Annotated in this window: 20 protein-coding genes; 12 read left to right on the top strand and 8 right to left on the bottom strand. The window is 67.1% G+C overall.

The features are described 5' to 3' along the window. The 3 genes from AC07NC_RS13555 to AC07NC_RS13545 are packed head-to-tail and all read left to right on the top strand — an operon-like array spanning position 1 to position 3,623. On the top strand, positions 1-1,647 hold the full coding sequence (locus AC07NC_RS13555; protein ID WP_494569874.1) for a TadA family conjugal transfer-associated ATPase: 1,647 nt from the start codon (positions 1-3) through the stop codon (positions 1,645-1,647). Positions 1,648-1,651: 4 nt separating this feature from the next. After that, positions 1,652-2,632: a type II secretion system F family protein gene (locus tag AC07NC_RS13550; RefSeq protein ID WP_494569873.1), complete on the top strand. Its 981-nt coding sequence runs from the start codon at positions 1,652-1,654 to the stop codon at positions 2,630-2,632. Between the two features lie 10 nt (positions 2,633-2,642). Continuing rightward, positions 2,643-3,623, top strand: a complete 981-nt coding sequence (locus AC07NC_RS13545) for a type II secretion system F family protein (RefSeq protein WP_490334453.1) — start codon at positions 2,643-2,645, stop codon at positions 3,621-3,623. A gap of 12 nt (positions 3,624-3,635) precedes the next feature. Here the strand turns inward: AC07NC_RS13545 and AC07NC_RS13540 are convergent, their stop codons facing one another. Together AC07NC_RS13540 and AC07NC_RS13535 are read right to left on the bottom strand one after the other, a co-directional pair. Then, positions 3,636-4,067, bottom strand: a complete 432-nt coding sequence (locus AC07NC_RS13540; RefSeq protein WP_008261741.1) for an SRPBCC domain-containing protein — start codon at positions 4,065-4,067, stop codon at positions 3,636-3,638. A gap of 41 nt (positions 4,068-4,108) precedes the next feature. Continuing rightward, the gene (locus tag AC07NC_RS13535) at positions 4,109-4,459 is read right to left on the bottom strand and encodes a hypothetical protein (protein ID WP_492026597.1); all 351 of its coding nucleotides are present in this window, start codon (positions 4,457-4,459) and stop codon (positions 4,109-4,111) included. Between the two features lie 87 nt (positions 4,460-4,546). Between AC07NC_RS13535 and AC07NC_RS13530 the strand changes: the two genes are divergently transcribed. From AC07NC_RS13530 to AC07NC_RS13510, 5 genes are all read left to right on the top strand, one after another. Then, positions 4,547-5,851, top strand: coding sequence for an amidohydrolase (locus AC07NC_RS13530; protein ID WP_494569872.1), 1,305 nt, complete (start codon positions 4,547-4,549; stop codon positions 5,849-5,851). A 109-nt stretch (positions 5,852-5,960) separates the two neighbouring features. Further along, positions 5,961-6,470 carry a hypothetical protein gene (locus AC07NC_RS13525; RefSeq protein ID WP_494569871.1) on the top strand — a complete coding sequence of 170 codons (510 nt, stop codon included), beginning with the start codon at positions 5,961-5,963 and terminating at the stop codon, positions 6,468-6,470. 16 nt (positions 6,471-6,486) lie between these two features. After that, entirely contained in the window at positions 6,487-7,179 is a 693-nt protein-coding gene (locus AC07NC_RS13520) for a PspA/IM30 family protein (protein WP_494569870.1), read from the top strand. A gap of 8 nt (positions 7,180-7,187) precedes the next feature. Then, entirely contained in the window at positions 7,188-7,823 is a 636-nt protein-coding gene (locus AC07NC_RS13515) for a YqiJ family protein (RefSeq protein WP_494569869.1), read from the top strand. A gap of 28 nt (positions 7,824-7,851) precedes the next feature. After that, positions 7,852-9,672 (top strand): flotillin family protein, encoded by a 1,821-nt coding sequence (locus AC07NC_RS13510; RefSeq protein ID WP_494569868.1) that lies wholly within the window; start codon positions 7,852-7,854, stop codon positions 9,670-9,672. Between the two features lie 74 nt (positions 9,673-9,746). Here AC07NC_RS13510 and dapE read toward each other — a convergent pair whose 3' ends face one another. Further along, the gene (gene dapE, locus AC07NC_RS13505; protein ID WP_494569867.1) at positions 9,747-10,949 is read right to left on the bottom strand and encodes a succinyl-diaminopimelate desuccinylase; all 1,203 of its coding nucleotides are present in this window, start codon (positions 10,947-10,949) and stop codon (positions 9,747-9,749) included. Positions 10,950-10,991: 42 nt separating this feature from the next. On the opposite strand from dapE, the gene AC07NC_RS13500 reads away from it, so the two are divergent. Both AC07NC_RS13500 and AC07NC_RS13495 read left to right on the top strand, forming a co-directional pair. After that, the gene (locus AC07NC_RS13500; RefSeq protein ID WP_494569866.1) at positions 10,992-11,468 is read left to right on the top strand and encodes a cupin domain-containing protein; all 477 of its coding nucleotides are present in this window, start codon (positions 10,992-10,994) and stop codon (positions 11,466-11,468) included. Further along, the gene (locus tag AC07NC_RS13495; RefSeq protein ID WP_494569865.1) at positions 11,465-12,730 is read left to right on the top strand and encodes an MFS transporter; all 1,266 of its coding nucleotides are present in this window, start codon (positions 11,465-11,467) and stop codon (positions 12,728-12,730) included. Before AC07NC_RS13500 ends, AC07NC_RS13495 begins: the two co-directional genes overlap by 4 nt. 79 nt (positions 12,731-12,809) lie before the next feature. On the opposite strand, the gene AC07NC_RS13490 is transcribed toward AC07NC_RS13495, so the two are convergent. Beyond that, positions 12,810-13,835, bottom strand: coding sequence for a 2'-deoxycytidine 5'-triphosphate deaminase (locus AC07NC_RS13490; protein WP_372704808.1), 1,026 nt, complete (start codon positions 13,833-13,835; stop codon positions 12,810-12,812). An 81-nt stretch (positions 13,836-13,916) separates the two neighbouring features. On the opposite strand from AC07NC_RS13490, the gene apaG reads away from it, so the two are divergent. Continuing rightward, the gene (gene apaG / locus AC07NC_RS13485) at positions 13,917-14,324 is read left to right on the top strand and encodes a Co2+/Mg2+ efflux facilitator ApaG/CorD (protein ID WP_008263607.1); all 408 of its coding nucleotides are present in this window, start codon (positions 13,917-13,919) and stop codon (positions 14,322-14,324) included. A gap of 533 nt (positions 14,325-14,857) precedes the next feature. On the opposite strand, the gene gcrA is transcribed toward apaG, so the two are convergent. Beyond that, positions 14,858-15,400 carry a cell cycle sigma 70 cofactor GcrA gene (gcrA, locus tag AC07NC_RS13480; protein ID WP_494569864.1) on the bottom strand — a complete coding sequence of 181 codons (543 nt, stop codon included), beginning with the start codon at positions 15,398-15,400 and terminating at the stop codon, positions 14,858-14,860. Positions 15,401-15,665: 265 nt separating this feature from the next. Here gcrA and AC07NC_RS13475 point away from each other — a divergent pair, with 265 nt between their 5' ends. Then, positions 15,666-16,499, top strand: coding sequence for an ABC transporter permease (locus tag AC07NC_RS13475; protein ID WP_154726071.1), 834 nt, complete (start codon positions 15,666-15,668; stop codon positions 16,497-16,499). Here the strand turns inward: AC07NC_RS13475 and AC07NC_RS13470 are convergent. The 3 genes from AC07NC_RS13470 to AC07NC_RS13460 all read right to left on the bottom strand — a co-directional run bounded on the left by AC07NC_RS13470 (position 16,496) and on the right by AC07NC_RS13460 (position 19,167). Continuing rightward, positions 16,496-16,798 (bottom strand): winged helix-turn-helix domain-containing protein, encoded by a 303-nt coding sequence (locus AC07NC_RS13470; RefSeq protein WP_494569863.1) that lies wholly within the window; start codon positions 16,796-16,798, stop codon positions 16,496-16,498. The two genes, AC07NC_RS13475 and AC07NC_RS13470, sit on opposite strands and share 4 nt — an antisense overlap. Further along, the gene (locus tag AC07NC_RS13465; protein ID WP_494569862.1) at positions 16,798-17,421 is read right to left on the bottom strand and encodes a hypothetical protein; all 624 of its coding nucleotides are present in this window, start codon (positions 17,419-17,421) and stop codon (positions 16,798-16,800) included. The genes AC07NC_RS13470 and AC07NC_RS13465 overlap by 1 nt, the downstream gene beginning before the upstream one ends. 300 nt (positions 17,422-17,721) lie before the next feature. Next, positions 17,722-19,167 (bottom strand): AMP nucleosidase, encoded by a 1,446-nt coding sequence (locus tag AC07NC_RS13460; protein ID WP_035308775.1) that lies wholly within the window; start codon positions 19,165-19,167, stop codon positions 17,722-17,724. Positions 19,168-19,202 lie beyond the last annotated feature (35 nt).

Genomic DNA, 19,202 nt, shown 5'->3' with positions numbered 1-19,202 from the left:
GTGTTCGGCAAGCGCACAGGTCAGCCCGGCGTCGTTCCGGCTCCGATGCGTCCCGCCCCTGCGGGCGTCGCCGGCGCCGCGCCCGAGTTCGCCCCGCGACAGCCCGCGCCGGGCGTCCAGACCGAGGCCTTCGCCTTCGGCGGCGCGGCCGACCTCGAGCCCGCTGTCGAGGCCTTCGCCCCGGCCGCTTCGGGGCAGGCCCAGGCCCAGCCGGCCGCCAAGGCTGACCGCCTTGACGCCCTCGCGTCCCGCCCGACCCCCGAGGCCGCGGCCCCCGCCGCGCCGGGCGGCAAGCCCGCGCCCGGTCCCAAGGCCACGGCCGGGTTCGAACAACTGAAGAAGGCCCAGGCGGTCGCCGAGATCGTCCGGGAACAGAGCGACTATTATCACGCCACGAAGACCACCATCTTCAATGCGTTGATGAACACCATCGACCTGGCCCAGCTGGCCCAGTTGGACACCAAGGCGGCGTCGGAAGAGATCCGCGACATCGTCGCCGAACTGGTGGCGATCAAGAACGTCTCCATGTCGGTCGCCGAGCAGGAGCATCTGGTCCAGGACATCGTCAACGACGTCCTGGGCTACGGCCCGCTGGAGCCGCTGCTGGCCCGCGACGACATCGCCGACATCATGGTCAACGGCGCCGGCCGGGTCTTCATCGAGGTCGGGGGCAAGGTCCAGCTGACCAATGTCCGCTTCCGCGACAACGCCCAGCTGATGAACATCTGCCAGCGGATCGTGTCCCAGGTCGGCCGCCGCGTGGACGAGTCGAGCCCGATCTGCGACGCCCGCTTGCCGGACGGTTCGCGCGTCAACGTCATCGCCCCGCCCCTGGCGCTGGACGGGCCGACGCTGACGATCCGGAAGTTCAAGAAGGACAAGCTGACGATGAAGAATCTGGTGGAGTACGCCTCCATCAGTCCCGAGGGCGCACGCGTCCTGGGCGTCATCGGCGCCTCGCGATGCAATCTGGTCATTTCGGGCGGCACGGGCTCGGGCAAGACGACCCTGCTGAACACCCTGACGGCCTTCATCGACCCCACCGAACGGGTCATCACCTGCGAGGACGCAGCCGAACTGCAGCTGCAGCAGCCGCATGTGGTGCGTCTGGAGACGCGCCCGCCGAACCTCGAAGGCCAGGGCATGATCACCATGCGCGACCTGGTGAAGAACTGCCTGCGGATGCGTCCCGAACGGATCATCGTCGGCGAGGTGCGCGGACCCGAGGCCTTCGACCTGCTCCAGGCCATGAACACCGGCCACGACGGCTCCATGGGCACGCTGCACGCCAACTCCCCGCGCGAGGCCATCAGCCGGATGGAATCGATGATCACCATGGGCGGCTACGGCCTGCCGTCCAGGACCATCCGCGAGATGATCGTCGGCTCGGTCGACGTCATCATCCAGGCGGCCCGTCTGCGCGACGGCTCGCGCCGCATCACCCACATCACCGAGGTCGTCGGCCTGGAAGGCGATGTGATCGTCACCCAGGACCTGTTCGTCTACGACATCACCGGCGAGGACGAGAACGGCAAGATCATCGGCCGTCACCGGTCGACCGGCATCGCCCGTCCCCGCTTCTGGGACCGCGCCCGCTATTACGGCCTGGAGCGCGAACTGGCGGACGCCCTGGACGCGGCGGAGTAGGGACATGTTGCCGATCCTCGCCGCCGTTCTGGCCTTCATCACCATCGGCGGCCTGGGCTGGGTCTTCGTCGGCGGCGACGATTCGTCCGGTCAGGCGGTCAAACGGGCGCAGAACCTGGGCGAGGGAAAGCGCAACGCCGCCACGGCGCGCAAGGCTGCGGCCGCCGCCAATACGCCCGAGGCGCGCCGCAAGCAGATCATGGTGCAGCTCCAGGAAGCCGAGCGCCGCGAGCGCAAGGCGCGCGCCAATATGGCGGCCAAGCTGAAACAGGCCGGGCTGACGATCAGCGTCCGCACCTTCTACATCGTCAGCGGCGGAGTGGGCCTGATCGCCGCCGTCGCCGCCCTGGCCTTCGGCCTGCATATCCTGATCGTTCTCGGCCTCGTGATCGTCGTCGGCCTGGGTCTGCCGCGCTGGATCGTCGGCTTCCTGGCCAAGGCGCGGATGAAGAAATTCTCGCTGGAGTTTCCCAATGCGGTGGACGTCATCGTTCGCGGCATCAAGTCGGGCCTGCCGGTCCACGAGTGTTTCAAGATCATCGCCCGCGAAAGCCCCGCCCCCCTCGGCCCGGCGTTCAAGAAGCTCGTAGAGGCCCTGGGCGTCGGCATGACCCTGGAACAGGCGCTGGACAAGATGTTCGAACAGATGCCGACCCCGGAACTGAGGTTCTTCACCATCGTCATCGCCATCCAGCAGAAGACGGGCGGCAATCTGGCCGAGGCGCTCAGCAATCTGTCGACCGTGTTGCGCGCGCGCCGGATGATGCGCGAGAAGGTCAAGGCCCTGTCTTCGGAAGCCCTGGCGTCCGCAGGCATCATCGCCTCCCTGCCGCCGGCCGTCATGACGATGGTGATGTTCACCAGCCCCGGCTACATGATGGCCCTGTTCACCGACATCCGCGGCAACGCGCTGCTGCTCCTGGCGGGCGCACTGATGGGGACAGGGATCTTCGTCATGAAGCGCATGATCTCGTTCAAGATCTGAGGTCGGGACCGTGGACGCCTTCATTCGCTTCATCACCGACCCGCAGAACCTGCTCAGCCTCGGCGTGGGCGTGCTCGTCTTCGCCACCGTCCTGACCCTGCTGTCGTCGATGACGGGCGGGGTGAAGCTGGACCAGCGGATGAAGGCGGTGTCGGAACGCCGCGACGAACTCAAGCGCCGCTCCCGGGCCGCCATCCACACGGGGCCGGGCGGATTGCGCCACACGGACGATGAGGGGTTCAAGAAGCGGGTCGTGGACCGGCTGAACCTGACCAAGCTGCTGGAGGATCCCAAGGTCGCCGACCAGATGGCCCAGGCCGGCTATCGCGGCCCGCGCCCCTTGACCACCTTCTACTTCTTCCGCTTCGCCTCGCCCTTCATCTTCCTGATGGTGGTCGCCTTCTACATGTTCGTGATCAAGGTCGTGGACTGGCCCACGATGCAGAAGATCACCGCCTGCATGGCCGCCGCCGTCGCGGGCTTCTATGCGCCCAACCTGTTTCTGACCAATCGGATCACCAAGCGCCGCACCTCGATCATGCAGGCCTTCCCCGACGCCCTCGACCTGTTGCTGATCTGCGTCGAGGCGGGGATGTCGATCGAGGCGGCGATCGCCAAGGTCAGCCAGGAGATCGGCACATCGTCCATCGAACTGGCCGAGGAGCTGTCCCTGCTGTCCGCCGAACTCAGCTATCTGCCCGACCGGCGCATGGCCTACGAGAACCTGGGCAAGCGAACCAACCATCCCGGGGTCAAATCCGTCGCCGTCGCCATGACCCAGGCCGAGACCTACGGCACGCCCCTGTCCTCGGCTCTGCGGGTGATGGCCAAGGAAAACCGCGACCTGCGGCTGTCGGCGGCGGAGAAGAAGGCCGCCGCCCTGCCGGCTCAGCTGACCGTGCCGATGATCCTGTTCTTCCTGCCGGTCCTGTTCATCGTCATCCTGGGCCCGGCGATCCTGAACATCATGGACACGATGGCCAAGGGCTGATCCGGCGGCGCTTCAGGCCTCGGCTGCGGCCTTGAGATTGTCGACGATGGCCTGATGCGCGTCGCGCAGGGCGATCCGGTGCTTGTCGTGGAACAGCTCGCCCCTCAGCCCCGCGAACTTGTGCGCCGACGAGACGATGCAGCTGCCCTTTTCCAGCTCCTCGATGTCGATGTAGCGCAGGGTGCGGAACAGGAAACCCCGGTTCTCGGTCCAGACCAGCCGCACATAGGGCCGCCAGTCGGCGATGCGGGCCACGACCGCGCGCTCCGGCTGACCGGGAAAGGCCTCGGTCAGGGTCAACTGGCCGCCGAAGGCGATGGCGCCCGAGACCTCGGTCTCGTGCGGATTCCATTCGTTCCAGCGCGACAGGTCGGAGACCAGCTCCCAGATCCGGTCGGAGGTCGCCCGCACGCCGGCGCGTTTCTCGATCTTGGTGTCGTCCATCCGGCCGATCTGGCACGACTGGGCCTCGGAGGAAAGACGTCTCAGTCGGGGACGACCACCTTCAGCCGCCGTCCGTCGTCCAGCCCCAGCCGCGTCTTGACCTCGAACAGGTCGGCGCCGGCCGGGATGATCAGCAGTTTCTTGGGATGGGCGGCGTTGACCGCCACCACCCCGCCCTTGGGGCAGATGTCGAAACAGTCGGTCCCCGCCACCGTCAGCTCCCCCTTGCGCCCCTTCTTGCCCTTCTTCAGGTGCAGATATTTGCGCAGGGCCTTCTTCAGCGTCAGATCGCCGTCCGGCCCGAAGCCGCCGTCCAGCTTCTTGGAGCATTTGCGGCACACCAGCACGACGTCGCGCCACTCGGTCGTCGTGCTCTTGATCGGCTTGGCCATGATTCGAGTTTCGCCGAGCGATGGTCGTTGCACAAGCGGCCCCGGCGCCCTCATCCTGCGGCTTCTCCGATTTCACGGGATATCCACATGCGTCGCCTGTTCGCCGTCTCCACCCTGGCGCTGCTGCTCGCGGCCGGTTCCGCCAAGGCCCAGGCCGTCGATGCGGCCAGCGTGGACGCCGCCGTCCAGCGCGTGACGCCCCGGGTGGTCGACTGGCGCCGCGACTTCCACCAGCATCCCGAACTGGGCTTCGCCGAGACCCGCTCGGCCGCCGTCATCGCCGACCATCTGCGGTCCCTGGGGCTGGAGGTCCGCACCGGGGTCGGCAAGACCGGCGTCATAGGCGTCCTGCGCGGCGCCCGTCCCGGCCGGGTCGTGGCCCTGCGCGCCGACATGGACGCCCTGCCGGTGCAGGAGGCGACGGGCCTGGCCTTCGCCTCCACCGCCACCGGCACATACATGGGCAATACGGTTCCCGTGGCCCACGCCTGCGGCCACGACATGCACATGGCGATGTTGATGGGGGCGGCGGAAGTCCTGGCCGGAATGAAGGACCAGATCCCCGGCACGGTGGTCTTCGTCTTCCAGCCGGCGGAAGAGGGCGCCCCTCCCGGCGAGCCCAAGGGCGGCGCCGCCCTGATGATCGCCGAGGGCGCGCTGAACGATCCCAAGCCCGAGGCCATCTTCGGCCTGCACGTCGTGCCCGGCCGTCCGGGCAGCGTCTTCTACCGCCCCGAAGGCTTCATGGCCGCCTCGGACCGGGTCGATATCGTGCTGAGGGGCAAACAGACCCACGGCGCCTGGCCCTGGCGCGGCGTGGACGTGATCGCGGTGGCGGGCCAGGTGATCGAGACGGTCAACACCCTGACCGCCCGCACGGTCGATCCGACCACCACCCCGACGGTCTTCACCATCGCCACACTGAACGCCGGCGTCCGCTACAACATCATCCCCGACAGCGCGACCCTGTCGGGCACGCTCCGCACTTTCGACGTCGCCCAGCGCGACGCCCTGGTCGCCCGCGCCGAGACCGCCATCGACCACGTCGCCGCCGCCTATGGCGCCACCGCCGAGTTCGGCGTCCGCCAGAACGCCGCCCTGGTCTTCAACGACCCCGGCCTGTCCGCCTGGCTGGCCCCGGTCCTGACCGAGGCGGCCGGCCCCGGCAACGTCAACCCCGCCACACCCCCGACCACGGTGGCCGAGGACTTCAGCTATTTCCAGCAGGCGATCCCCGGCGTCTTCTACCACCTGGGCGCCAGTCCCGACGGCGTTGACCCGTCCCAGTCCGCGCCCAACCACTCGCCGGAGTTCTCACCGAACGAGACCGTCTTGCCGTTGGGGGTGAAGACGCACGTCCTGACCGTGCTGCGGTTTTTGGAGCGCAGGTAAAGAATGGGTGCTGCCCGAGATGCCCTTGCAGAGACCAAATCTGGCGGCCCAAGCGTGACTGCTGAGTGAGAATGTTTACAAACGAAATACGATGTAATACAAACTTCGCATGGCTTCCCTGACCACCCCTCTCAGCGTCCGGCTTTCTGAGGACGACACCAGCTTCCTTTCGAAGCTGGAGATCGACGGCGCGGTGACGGCCAGCGATAAGATTCGCGGTCTTATCAGGCAGGCGCGGCAAAGGGCCGAACCGCTCGATTCCTTTCCCGCAGCCCTGGCGGTCAGTCACGATCACATGGCCGCGACGGTCCGTGCGGTCCGCATCATCGAGCAGGATCTGGACCGTCACTCAGACGTCGCAGTGGGGTTGATGAACATCGCCGAGGAATTCCTGGCCCTGGCCCTGACCGCCCCGCGTCCAGGCTCGAAGAGCGTTTCCGACGAGCTTGTCCGGCACGAGGCGCGACTGGTGGATTGCGCGACCCGGATGACCGATCAGCTGTTGCGCTGGGCCCTGACGCCCACTGCTCCGGCCTATGACCCCGCCGTCATCTCTCGCCGACTCGCCGAGTCGGCCGAACTGATGCGGCTTGTTTCTGCGGCCCTGGCCGCGCGCTAACGGAAGGATCAAGAGCATGGCGGATACACTTAGCGCTCGCGTCGGCCGCATCGTCTCGGGCAGTGCGCACGCGCTGATCGATACGATCGAAGGCGCCATGCCGGACGCCATCGTCCAGCAGACCCTGCGTGAAATCGACAAGGCGGTGGACGATGTTCGCGCCGAACTGGGCCGCACCATCGCCGGCAAGCATCTGGCCAACAAACGGCTGACTGAACAGAGCAGCCGTCACGAGGAGTTGGCGGGCCAGATCGAACTGGCGCTGCGTGAAAGCCGCGAGGACCTGGCCCGCGCGGCGGTCGAGCATCAACTCGACGTCGAAGCCCAGGTCCCCGTCCTGGAGGCCACGGTGGCCGACGCCGGCAAGCGCGAGATCGAGTTGGAAGGCTATGTCGCCGCCCTGCTCGCCAAGCGCCGGGAGATGGAGGACGCCTTCCAGTCCATGCTTCTGGCCCGGGCGCGCGGCGCCGAGGACGCAGGTGCGGCCACGGGCGGGGTGGGCTCCGACGGCAAGCCCAGCGTGACCCGCCGCGTCGAGAACGCGACCGGCGCCTTCGACCGGCTGATGGCTCGTGAAGGGGCGCCGCCCCTGGGGGGCGTTGACCGCGAGCAGGGCGCCAAGCTGGCGGAACTGGACGGTCTGGCGCGCCGGAACCGCGTCGAGGAACGTCTCGCCGCCATCAAGGCGCGCACCGGCGACAAGGGCTGACGCCGCCGATGTGGGGGTTTCTTTTTTCGCCGGACAACGTGCCCTTTGTCGCGGCCCTCGTTCTGATGATGCTGATCGGCGTGGTCGAGGCCCTCGGTCTCGGCGGCGGCCTGGCGGCCGGCGATGGGCTCGACGGGGTGGACGCGGACGTCAATGTCGAGACCCCCTCGCTTCTGTCCTGGCTGAACGTCGGGCGGCTGCCGCTGCTGATGTTGATCGTCGTCTTCCTGTTCGCCTTTGGCATGACGGGGCTGATCGGCCAGAGGATCGTCGCCGCAATCTTCGGCCAACCCGCCCCTTGGTTTCTGGCGGCGCCGCTGGCCTTCGCAGTCGGCCTGCCGGTGACGCGAGTCTTCGGTCGCGGCGTCGCCAAAATCATGCCGCGTGACGAGACCACGGCGGTTTCGCGCGACAGTCTTGTCGGGCGGGTGGCGGTCATTGTCACAGGGGAGGCGCGCCACGCCAGCGCGGCCCAGGCCCGCGTGCGCGACGAGCACGGCCAGGTCCACTACGTCATGGTCGAGCCGGACAACGCTACAGACGTCTTCGCCCAGGGCGGCAGCGTGCTGTTGGTCCGGCATGCGGGGGCCAAATACTTCGCCATTCACAACACCAGCGCGTCGCTGCTCGACGCGTCTGTCTGACGACTTTTCAAGTTTAGGGGCCCTTCAAATGAACTCGCTCATAGAGATCGCCATTCTGTCCGGTGCAGGGCTTGTCGCCCTGTTGATCCTGGGCCTGATCTTCGCTCGCCTGTACAAGCGAGCGTCCAAGGAGACTGCCTTCGTTCGCACCGGCTTCGGCGGCGAGAAGGTCGTCATGAACGGCGGCGCCCTGGTTCTGCCGGTCCTGCACGAGACGATCCAGGTCAATATGAACACCCTGCGTCTGGCGGTTCAGCGCAGCAATGAACAGGCGCTGATCACCAAGGACCGCATGCGTGTTGACGTGCTGGCTGAGTTCTATGTCCGGGTTCAACCCAGCGCCGACGCCATCGCCTCGGCCGCCCAGACCCTAGGCCTGCGGACGATGCACCCCGAACAATTGAAGGACCTGGTCGAGGGCAAGTTCGTCGACGCCCTGCGCTCGGTCGCGGCCGAGCTGACGATGACGGAGCTGCACGAGCAGCGCACCCACTTCGTCCAGAAGGTGCAGCAGGTCTCGTCCGAGGACCTGCTGAAGAACGGCCTCGAGCTTGAGACTGTCTCGCTGACCGGCCTCGACCAGACCGCGATGGAGCATTTCAATCCGTCCAACGCCTTCGACGCCGAGGGCCTGACGCGGCTGACCGAGGAGATCGAACTGCGCAAGAAGCTGCGCAACGATATTGAACAGGACACCCAGGTTCAGATCCGCACCAAGAACCTTGAGGCCCAGCGCCGTACGCTGGAGATCCAGCGCGACGAAGAATACGCTCAGCTGGAACAGGAGCGCGAGCTCGCCAACCGTCGGGCCGAACAGGGTGCGGACGTGGCCCGCCAGGAGGCCGAGAAGGCGCGCGAGGCCGAGGCCGCCAAGATCACTTCCCAGCAGCAGATCGAGCAGGCGAGGATCGAGGCCGAGCGTCTCGTCGCCCAGCAGCGCATCGCCATGGAACAGGAAGTCGCCGAGCGCGAAATCTCCAAGGCCCGCGCCGTCGAGACCCAGGACATCGAGAAGGCCAAGGCGATCGAACTGTCCGAGCAGGATCGCGACATCGCCGTCGCCGAGAAGTCCCGCGCGCAGTCCGAAGCCAAGGCCGAGGCCGACAAGGCGCTGGCGCTCGCTGTCCAGGCCGAGGAGCAGGTCAAGACGATGCGAGACCGTGAGGCCGCCGATCGTCAGAAGATCATCGAGCTGATCGAGGCGACCAAGGAGGCCGAGCGCGAGGCCATCACCGTCCGCGTCGCCGCCGAGGCCGAGAAGATCGCCGCCGCCGACCAGGCCGAAGCCCTACGGGAACAGGCGCGCGGTCAGGCCGACAAGACCACGATCGAGGCCGAGGCCCAGGCCAAGGCCGTGCGCGCGGCCGCCGAGGCGGCGCGGGTCCACTACGAGGTCGAGGCCGCCGGCCGGCAAGCTTTGAACACTGCGGCGAATCTGTTGTCTGCCGAACAGGTCGCCATGCAGATACGCATCAAGCTGATCGAGAACCTGGACCGTATCATCGCCGAGTCCGTCAAGCCGATGGAGAGCATCGACTCCATCAAGATCGTCCAGGTCGAAGGCCTGAACGGCGGCGGCGCTTCGGCCGGCGCGGGCGCCGGCGGCTCGCACGACGGCAACCTGTCGGAACAGGTCGTCAGCAGCGCCCTGCGCTATCGCGCCCAGGCCCCACTGGTCGATCAACTGATGGCCGAGGTGGGCCTGTCTGGAGCTGATCTGAAGGGATTGACCGGCGCACTACGGACGCCGGAGCCCGCGCCGAGCCTGCAAAGCGCGCCCTCGGCTGACGAAGCCGCCGCCCCCGGGCCGGCGAAGAAGAAGCGACCGGACGCCGCCCAGGCGGACTAGGTCTCGGTGGGACGAGCAGGCTTGGCCTGTTCGTCCCTTGGCTGTCGCAGGGGATTGAGTCTATTTCCCCAGCCTCACAGCCGTTCGAACACCGTCTCGATCACCCGCCGATAGACCGCCGTCAGGGTCTCCAGCTCCGCCGTCGGCACCCGTTCGTCGATCTGGTGCATGGTCTGGCCGACCAGGCCCAGTTCCAGCACCGGGCACAGGGCGCGGATGAAGCGGGCGTCGGAGGTGCCGCCGGTGGTCGAGGCCTCGGGCCGGCGGCCGGCGACGGCCTCGACCGCGTCCTGCACCGCCGCGACGAAGACGCCGGGTTCGGTCAGGAAGGCCTCGCCCGAACACAGGTGGTCCAGGGTGATCTGCAGCCCGGTCTCGGCCTGCATGGCCCCGGCCTCGCGGTTCAGCCAGTCGATCAAGGCATCGCCCGTATGGCTGGGGTTGAAGCGGATGTTCAGCCGCGCCTTGGCCTCGGCCGGGATGATGTTGGTCGCCGGATTGCCGATGTCGATGCTGGTGATCTCCAGGTTCGACGGGGGGAAGCCCTCATAACCGTCGTCCAGCACATGGTCGTTCAGCCGGCTCATCAGCTTGGCGATGACCGGCGCCGGATTGGCCGCCCGTTCCGGATAGGCGACGTGGCCCTGTTTGCCCGTGACGGTGATCCAGGTGTTCAGCGAGCCGCGCCGCCCGACCTTGATCATGTCGCCCAGATGCTGCGACGACGAGGGTTCGCCCACGATACAGGCGTCGATCACCTCGCCCTCGGCCGCCAGGGTCTCGACCACCCGTTTGGTGCCGTGCAGCGCCGGGCCTTCCTCGTCCCCGGTGATCAGGAAGGAGAGGGAGCCTTCGACCTCTCCCCCATTCTCGGCATGGTGCGCGATGACCTGGGACACGGCGGCGACCCAGGCGGCGATCCCGCCCTTCATGTCCACCGCGCCCCGGCCGTACAGGACGCCGTCCCTGACCTCGGCGGTGAAGGGTTGCGACGACCACTGCTCGGACGGGCCGGTCGGCACCACGTCCGTATGGCCGGCGAAACACAGGTTGGGCGAGGCGGTCCCGCGCCGCGCGTACAGGTTCTCGATTCGCGCATGGACCCCTTCGCCCCCCGGCCCCTCGAACGCCAGCCGGCGGCAGTGGAAGCCGAGGGCCGTCAGATGCCGTTCCAGCACGTCCATCGCCCCCTCGTCGGCGGGGGTGACGGACGGAATACGGATCAGGTCGCGGGTCAGTTCGACAGGATCGATCACAGGAGTTGATGCGCGGCTCATGCGCCTATGCTTTACGGACATCGCGTCACGGCGAGAAGGCCCATGCCCAAGATCGACATCGACAGCGCGCCGAGAGGCGACGGCACGACCTATCCGGATGAGTTTGCAGGCCCCTGTCTGTCGCGTCGCCGCTGGAAGCTGGGCGATGCGGCGGGCCTGAGCCAGTTCGGCGTCAACCTGCTGCGCCTGCCCGCCGGCGCCTGGTCCAGCCAGCGGCACTGGCACGAAGCCGAGGACGAGTTCGTCATGGTGGTCGAGGGCGAGGTCGTGCTGATCGAGGACGACGGCGAGACGGTGCTTCGCGCCGGCGACTGCGCCGGGTTCAAGGCCGGCGTCCCCAACGGCCACAGGATCGAGAACCGATCCGGCCGCGAGGCGGTTCTGCTGGAGGTCGGCACGCGCAGCCCGACCGTGACGGCCTGCGACTACCCCGACATCGACATGGTCCTGCCCGCAGGCGCGGACCGCTACTTCCACCGCGACGGTTCGCCCTATCCGAAACAGCCCAGACGCACGTGACCTCAGACTCTACCGACACCGCCCCTGCCGAAGGCCCCGACAGTCCGTGGGGCATCCGCGATTTCCGCCTGTTGTGGTTCGGCCGCGTGGTCGCCGTGCTGGCGATCCAGATCCAGTCCTCGGCCCTGTTGTGGCAGGTCTATGAGATCGCCCGCCGCGACCATCCGATCGAGCAGGCCAGTCTGTATCTGGGCCTGGTCGGCCTGTGTCAGTTCCTGCCGCTGCTGGCCTTCACCCTGCCGGCGGGAGCCATGGCCGATCGCCGCGACAGGAAGCGGACGGTGTGGATCTCCATCCTGGTCGAGGCGGCCTGCGCCGGGTCGTTCCTGGCCATGGCGCTTCACGGAAACCCGCCCCTGTGGGGTCTGCTGGCGGTGGCGGCCCTGTTCGGCGCGGCGCGGGCCTTCCTGGCGCCGGCCAGCCAGGCCTTCCTGCCCATGGTGGTGGGGCGCAAGGCCCTGCCGCCCGCCATCGCCGCCCAGTCCATCGCCTTCCAGACCGGGGCCATCGCCGGCCCGGCCCTGGGCGGGGTGATCGTGGGGGTCAATGTGCCCCTGGCCTATGCCGTGTCGCTGGGCATGTTCCTGCTGGCGGTGGCGGCCTTCATCCTGATCCGCACCAGCGGCAAGCCCGCGCCCCAGGCCAATCCCCTGTCGCCGATCGACTCGGTCAAGGAAGGCCTGGCCTATGTCTGGAAGACCAAGATCGTCCTGGGCGCCATCTCCCTGGACCTGGTCGTGGTCCTGCTGGCGGGCGTCGCGCTTCTGACGCCCATCTTCGCCCGCGACATCCTTCATGTCGGACCCCAGGGCTTCGGCCTGCTGCGCGCGGCCTTCGGCGTCGGCGCCATGGGCATGGCCATCTATCTGAGCCGCTTCCCGATCCGGCGGAACGGCGGGCGCTGGATGTTCTCGGCCGTGGCGGTGTTCGGCATCTGCACCCTGACCTTCGGCCTGTCCAGGATCGTCTGGCTGTCCGGCCTGGCCCTGCTGATCGGCGGGGCGGCGGACATGATCAGCGTCAACGTCCGCCAGACCCTGATCCAGCTGGCCACGCCCGATCATATGCGCGGCCGGGTCTCGTCCGTGTCGATGCTGTTCATCGGCGCCTCGAACGAACTGGGCGAGGCCTATTCCGGCGTCATGGTCCGCATCCTGGGCGCGGTCGGGGCGGCGGTGTTCGGCGGCGTCGGGGCCTTGGCCGCGACCGGCGCCTGGTCGGCCATGTTCCCGGGGCTGCGCAAGGCGAACAGGCTGACGTGAAGTCGGTGAATGGTGATTGGTGAATCGTGAGGCGCAGACGCACCAATCACCATTCACGCCTCACCCGTCACGCTCCCCGTCACCACGCCCTGAAATGCTTCGACAGCTTCAGGCCCTGGTTCTGATAGTGGCTGCCGCTTTCGCCATACAGGCGGCTGGGGCGTTCGGTCAGGGGTTCATAGACCAGGCGGGCGACGATCTGGCCGTGTTCCAGCAGGAAGGGGGTGTCGTGGGTACGGACTTCCAGCACGCCTTTCGACCCCGCACCATGCGCCTCGTCCGTGCCGAAGCCGGGGTCGAAGAAGCCGGCGTAGTGGACGCGGAACTCGCCCACCGACGGGTCGATGGGGGTCATTTCGGCGGCCTGATCGACCGGGATCTCGACATCGTCGGACGAGGCCAGGATATAGAACTCGCCCGGATCCAGCAGCAGTTCGCCGCGCCGCAGGGTCAGCGGCTCCCAGAAGTCGCGCGGGTCGTGGCCGTCGATATGATCCAGATCGACCACCCCGGCGTGGCGTCGCCCCCGGAAGCCGACGATGTCGCCGCCCTGCAGATCGACGCCGACCGAGCGGGTCTCCAGCTTGGGCGGATCGCCGGCCTTGAGACGCAGCTGGTTCAGCCGGGTGCCCGGCCGCACCAGGATGGAGAAGGTCTGGGGCGCGACCTCCATATAGAGGGGGCCGTCATAGCCCTCGGCCACATCGTCGAAACTGGCGCCCTGATCGGTCAGCAGGCGCACGAAGACATCGACGCGGCCGGTCGAGCTTTTGGGATTGGCCCGCGCGATCAGGCCCTGGGGCAGGTTCAGCCGCTCTTGCAGGCGCACGATATAGACGCAGCCCTTTTCCAGAACGACGCCCGCGTCGGTGATCTCGATGGCGTGCATGGCCACGTCGGCGATCCGTTCCTCGACCTTGCGACGGCCGGGCAGGAAGGAGGCGCGGACGCGCCAGGCCTGGTCCGACAGGCGCAGGTCCAGGCTGGCCGGCTGGACCTGGTCGTGATCGAACGGGGTGTCGGAGGTGATGGCGCCCGCAGCGATCAGCGTCTCGATGGACTGGGCGGGCAGGATGCCGGGACGGGGCGCTTGGAAGGAGCTCATGGCGTCTGTCTCACACGGTTTTCGCGGCTTGTCTCCAAGTCGCGCTTGCAGCCCGCGCGCGGCGGGGCGAGCATATAGCCCATGCACGATGGTCCTGCCTATACCGCCGAAACCAACGGCATCCTGATCCGGGTCCGGCCCAGCTATCTGGCGGGCCAGTCGGACCCCGACGAGGGCCGCTGGGTCTGGGCCTATCAGATCGAGATCGTGAACCTGACGGGATCGACGGTGCAGCTGATGGCGCGCCGCTGGACCATCACCGACGGTCACGGCCATGTCGAAGAGGTGCGCGGCCCCGGCGTGGTCGGCGAACAGCCGGTGATCGAGCCGGGCGCCAGCTACGCCTACGCCTCGGGCTGCCCGCTGCCGACCGACAGCGGGTCGATGGTCGGCGCCTATTATATGACGGACGCGGACGGCCGCAGTTTCGAGGCGGAGATTCCGGCGTTCTCGCTGGATACGCCGGATGCGCGGCGGGTGTTGAACTGAGATCTATGAAGTTTACGATTCAGCGGGATATTTCCGCCGCAGCAGGCGCACTCTCGCTCTGCGAACGGGCGGCGTCAGGGAGATGACGACGCCGACGAGACTGGCGGCCAGCCCGACAAATCCTGAGACCATAAGGTCGTGCGTCAAGCCAAGCGCGGCGGGAAATCCAAGCGCGGCCGGAAGGGCGGCTCCAACGACGATGACGCGGTCCGGTATGCTCATGACGCCAACCTGCCGTCGTCCGCTGAAGAACTCGCTAACGTCCGCCTGTGGCTCTCTACAACCAGTTGGGACGTTTCTGATGGAAGCACCGCAACCAAGGCGGATGGGGCTGCGTCAACCCGGATGAACCGCAGCCCCGCCCCCTGGAGTCTCGCCGGCCGCTTGCGCAGGCCGGCGAGGGGGAAGTCGGCTCCCTAAAGAGCATCTCTTTGTGGCGCTATGTTCGCGACGCAGTCGCCCACGGCTTGAGCGCATTCGTGCGCTCCCGCGCGAAGCGCCGCGCTCAAGTAGCGCGAAGCGCGATAGCGCCCTTAGATGTAGCGACGAAGACTGCGGGCCAGATCCGAACCGCTTTCCTTGGCGCCGCGACGGACTTGCGGCTGGTAGGCGACGCGGGCGTGTTCGACGCAATAGACGCCTTCCGAGGCGCGGCGGCCGCAGAAGCTGAACTCGCGCGAGGACGGGTCGCCGATCGGCCATTTGCACATGTGCGCGCCCAGAGTCATGACCGTGGCCGTGCCCGGCAGGTCCGGGATCGGGGCGGCCGGGGGCGTCGGCGGGACCGGCTTGGACGAGACGGCTTCCAGGCGGCGCGGAGCCGAAGCCTGGGGCGCCTGGGCCGGGGTCGCGGCCGGAGCGGCCGGACGCGGGCGGGTGGTGCGGAAGCTGGTCGCGTTGCGCGCCGGCTGCGACGGAGCGGCCCGGCCCGACAGGCCCAGACGGTGCACCTTGCCGATCACGGCGTTGCGGGTGACCCCGCCGCCCAATTGTTTGGCGATCTGGCTCGCGGACTGGCCCTCGAGCCAGAGCTTCTTCAGCGCGCCTACGCGGTCGTCGGTCCAGCCTGCGGTCATGCCACCCTCAGCGAGTTTGGATTCAATATCTAGGTCCAGGCTCCCCCTCCGGGGTCTTGACCTACCACTAATCGTAAACCAGCCGTTAAGAGACGCAAGATGTGCGAATCAACCGTCCACAGAAACCAGATATTGAATCTTCGTTAAGGTTAAGACGGGTTCGTCAGGCGTGACGCGTGAATCGGGAGTCAGCGAAGGCCACGATTCACCAATCACGAGTCACCCCCACCTTGCGAAGCCAGGCCCCAGAGCGCATCTGGCGGCCATGACCGAGACCGCGCCGAACCTGATCTCCACCCGCCCCGCCGGCCTGCCGCAGCCGCGGCGTTATCCGGGGGTCAACTGGATCGGGGTGCAGACCCTGTATCTGCGCGAGGTGCGGCGGTTCTGGAAGGTGGGGGCCCAGACGGTGGCGGCGCCGGTGGTGACGACCCTGCTCTATATGCTGGTCTTCGTGGTCGCGCTTCAGGGCGCCCGGCCGCCGCTGCACGGCACGCCCTTCGCCCTGTTCGTGGCGCCCGGCCTGATCATGATGGCGGTGCTGAACAACGCCTTCGCCAACGCCTCGTCCAGCCTGATCCAGGCCAAGATCATGGGCACGGCCACCGACTTCCTGACCCCGCCGCTCAGCCCGCTGGAGCTGACGATGGGCTTCACACTGGGCGCCGCGACGCGCGGGGCGGTGGTCGGTCTGGTCACGGCCCTGTGCGTCCTGCCATTCGCGCCGCTCGGCGTGGCCAATATCTTCGCCATCGTCTGGTTCGCCCTGGCCGCCAGTTTCATCATGGGCATGACCGGGATTCTGGCGGGCCTTTGGAGCGAGAAGTTCGACCATCTGTCGGCGGTCCAGAACTTCATCGTCATGCCCATGACCTTCCTGTCGGGCACCTTCTATCTGGTCGACAACCTGCCCGAGCCGTTCCGCTCGTTCAGCCGCTACAATCCCTTCTTCTATCTGATCGACGGCTTCCGCTACGGCTTCATCGGCCATGCCGAGAGCAACCTGACGGTCGGCGTGATCGGTTCGGCCGTGCTGATGGTCGTCATGGGAGTCGTCTGCTGGCTGGTGTTCCGCTCGGGCTGGCGTCTGAAGAGCTAGCGCGCCGGAAGCAGCCCCGCCATAGCGTCCAGATAGGCGACGAAGGCGGTCCGGCCCTCTTCGGTCAGCCGGGCCTCGGTCAGGGGCTTGCGGCCGACGAAGCTCTTGGTCACGGCGACGAAGCCCGCCTCCTCCAGCTTTCGCAGATGGACCGACAGATTGCCGTCGGTCGTCTGCAACCGGGCCTTCAGCGTGTTGAAATCCGCCGCCTCGGCCCCGGACAGATAGGCCATGATCCCCAGCCGGATCCGCCCGTGGATCACCTCGTCGATCCGGCCGATATCGAAATCATCCGCCATCAGACGATCTCCGACGGTTCCTGCCGCATCAGGATCAGGCCGGGAACAAAGGCGACGGCGAAGATCATCCCTGCGAAAACCAGATACATGGCCATGTCGCCGGCGAACCACCCCACCACCACAGCGCCGATGTAGGACAGGATCCCCGTCATCGTCATCCAGCGCACGCACGTCATGGCGCCCGCGATTATCCAGGCCGAGCCATAGGCCACGAAGACGATGGTCGGCATGGCCATCATCACCGACCAATCGCCAGACTTAAGCCCCATGGCCATAAACCCCATCCAGGTGGCGAAGATCCCATATCCAACCGCCGACCAGGCAGAGCCGACCGCGCGATTGCCCGACGAGTTGAAGCCCGGCTTGCCCTTCATCCGACCGATCAGAACCGCCAGGGCCGCGCCGAACACGAGGCCCGCTCCGATCCAGAGCCAGACCGGCGCCCAGGGGGAGGCGTCGATCACGTCGGTGAGCAGAGCCCACTGAGCCAGATTGGCCGCCCCGAAAATAACCGCGGCCGTCACCAGCACCGGCCCCGCCAACAAAGGCGCGTGCCGCCCCTCCTGGGCCAAGGCCCGCATATAGGCGATGTCGTCCTGAATAGTCTGCGTCTCGCGCGTCATGGCGCCCTCCTCCTGAAATCCGATGATCACAGGATGTACAATGCGCTTTGGTTTGTAAAGTTCTTTTTCGGAGACCCTTTGCCGCCGACTTTTCGACGCCAGCGACGAAAAGATCTTCCCCCGCTTGCGGGGGAAGTGTCAGGCCGTGGCGCGAAGCGACACGCCTGACGATGGGGGAAGTCTTGCGTCTGAGTTGGACTTCCCTCTCAGTCGCTGGATCGCTGCGCGATCAACGCGACACCTCTCCCGCAAGCGGGAGAGGGTCTTTCGTGCGACGCCCTTATCTTTCGTACGACGCCCTTAACGGAACGGCGGCTCGTCGAAGGCGCGGAGTTTGCGCGAATGCAGGCGCGAACCCTCGTTCCGCATCAGGTCCACCGCCTGAATGCCGATCTGGAGGTGTTCCGAGATCGAGCCTTCGTAGAAGCGGTTGGCCTGGCCCGGCAGCTTGATCTCGCCGTGCAGCGGCTTGTCCGAGACGCATAACAGGGTGCCGTAGGGGACGCGGAACCGGTAACCCTGGGCGGCGATGGTGGCGCTTTCCATGTCGATGGCGACGGCCCGGCTCTGGTTGAAGCGCAGCGCCGACTTCGAATAGCGCAGCTCCCAGTTCCGGTCGTCGGTGGTGACCACCGTGCCGGTGCGCAGGCGCAGCTTGACCTCGTCGCCGGGCATGCCGCTGACTGACTTGGTCGCATCGTACAGGGCGCGCTGGACCTCGGCGATCGAGGGGATCGGAATGTCCGGCGGCAGCACCGCGTCCAGCACATGGTCGTCGCGCAGATAGGCGTGGGCCAGCACATAGTCGCCGATGGTCTGGCTGGCGCGCAGGCCGCCGCAATGCCCGATCATCAGCCAGACATGCGGGCGGGTGACGGCGAGGTGGTCGGTGATGGTCTTGGCGTTGGACGGGCCGACGCCGATATTGACCAGGGTCACGCCCTTATGGCCCGGCGCGGTCAGGTGATAGGCTGGCATCTGGTGCTTCTTCCAGGCCGTGTCACTGATCGAGGCCTCGGGATTGGGCGTGTCGCGCGTGATCACCACCCCGCCGGCGCAGGACAGGGTCTCATACGGCGTGCCCGGCGTCTGAAGCTGCTCGATGGCCCAGCGCACGAACTCGTCGACATAGCGATTATAGTTGGTGAACAGGACATAGGACTGGACGTCGTCCACCGCCGTGCCGGTGTAGTGCCGCAGCCGCGCCAGCGAGAAGTCGGTCCTCAGTCCGTCGAAATGCGACAGGGGAAAGTCGCCGCCCATATCGAACAGGCCGTCGGCGATCTCGTCGCCGATATGGGCCAGGTCCGTGGTCGGGAACCAGCGCGCCAGGGCCGCCGTCATCGACCGGTCCAGCGCCACCTCCAGTCCGTCGGTCACATAGGGGAAGGGGATTTCCTGCTTCGAGATCCCGACCTCGAAGGTCGCGGCGTACTCCTGCTCCAGCAGGCCCAGCTGTTCGGTCAGATAGGGGCGGAACAGGTCCGGCCGCGTGATCGTGGTGGCGTAGGTTCCCTGTTTCGACAGCCGGGCGTAGGCGCGCGGCTCCAGGTCCTGGGGACGATCCCCGTCCCAGCGGATGCGAAGTTCGGGATAGGCGAACACCCCTTCGGCGCGTTTCAGCGGATCGGGCCGCGCGCCGGTCTCGACGAAATCCCGCACGGCGTCGCGCAGGTTGGTCACGGATTGGGTGTAGAGGGTTTCGAGGCGGTCCAGCGCCGCCTGTGCTGTCATCTGTTCTGTCATGACTTCCTCTAGCGAAGCTTCGTGACAATGGCGAG

The organism is Brevundimonas sp. GW821-FHT10A07 (assembly GCF_059415785.1).
This window is presented reverse-complemented; position numbering and strand designations above follow the sequence as displayed.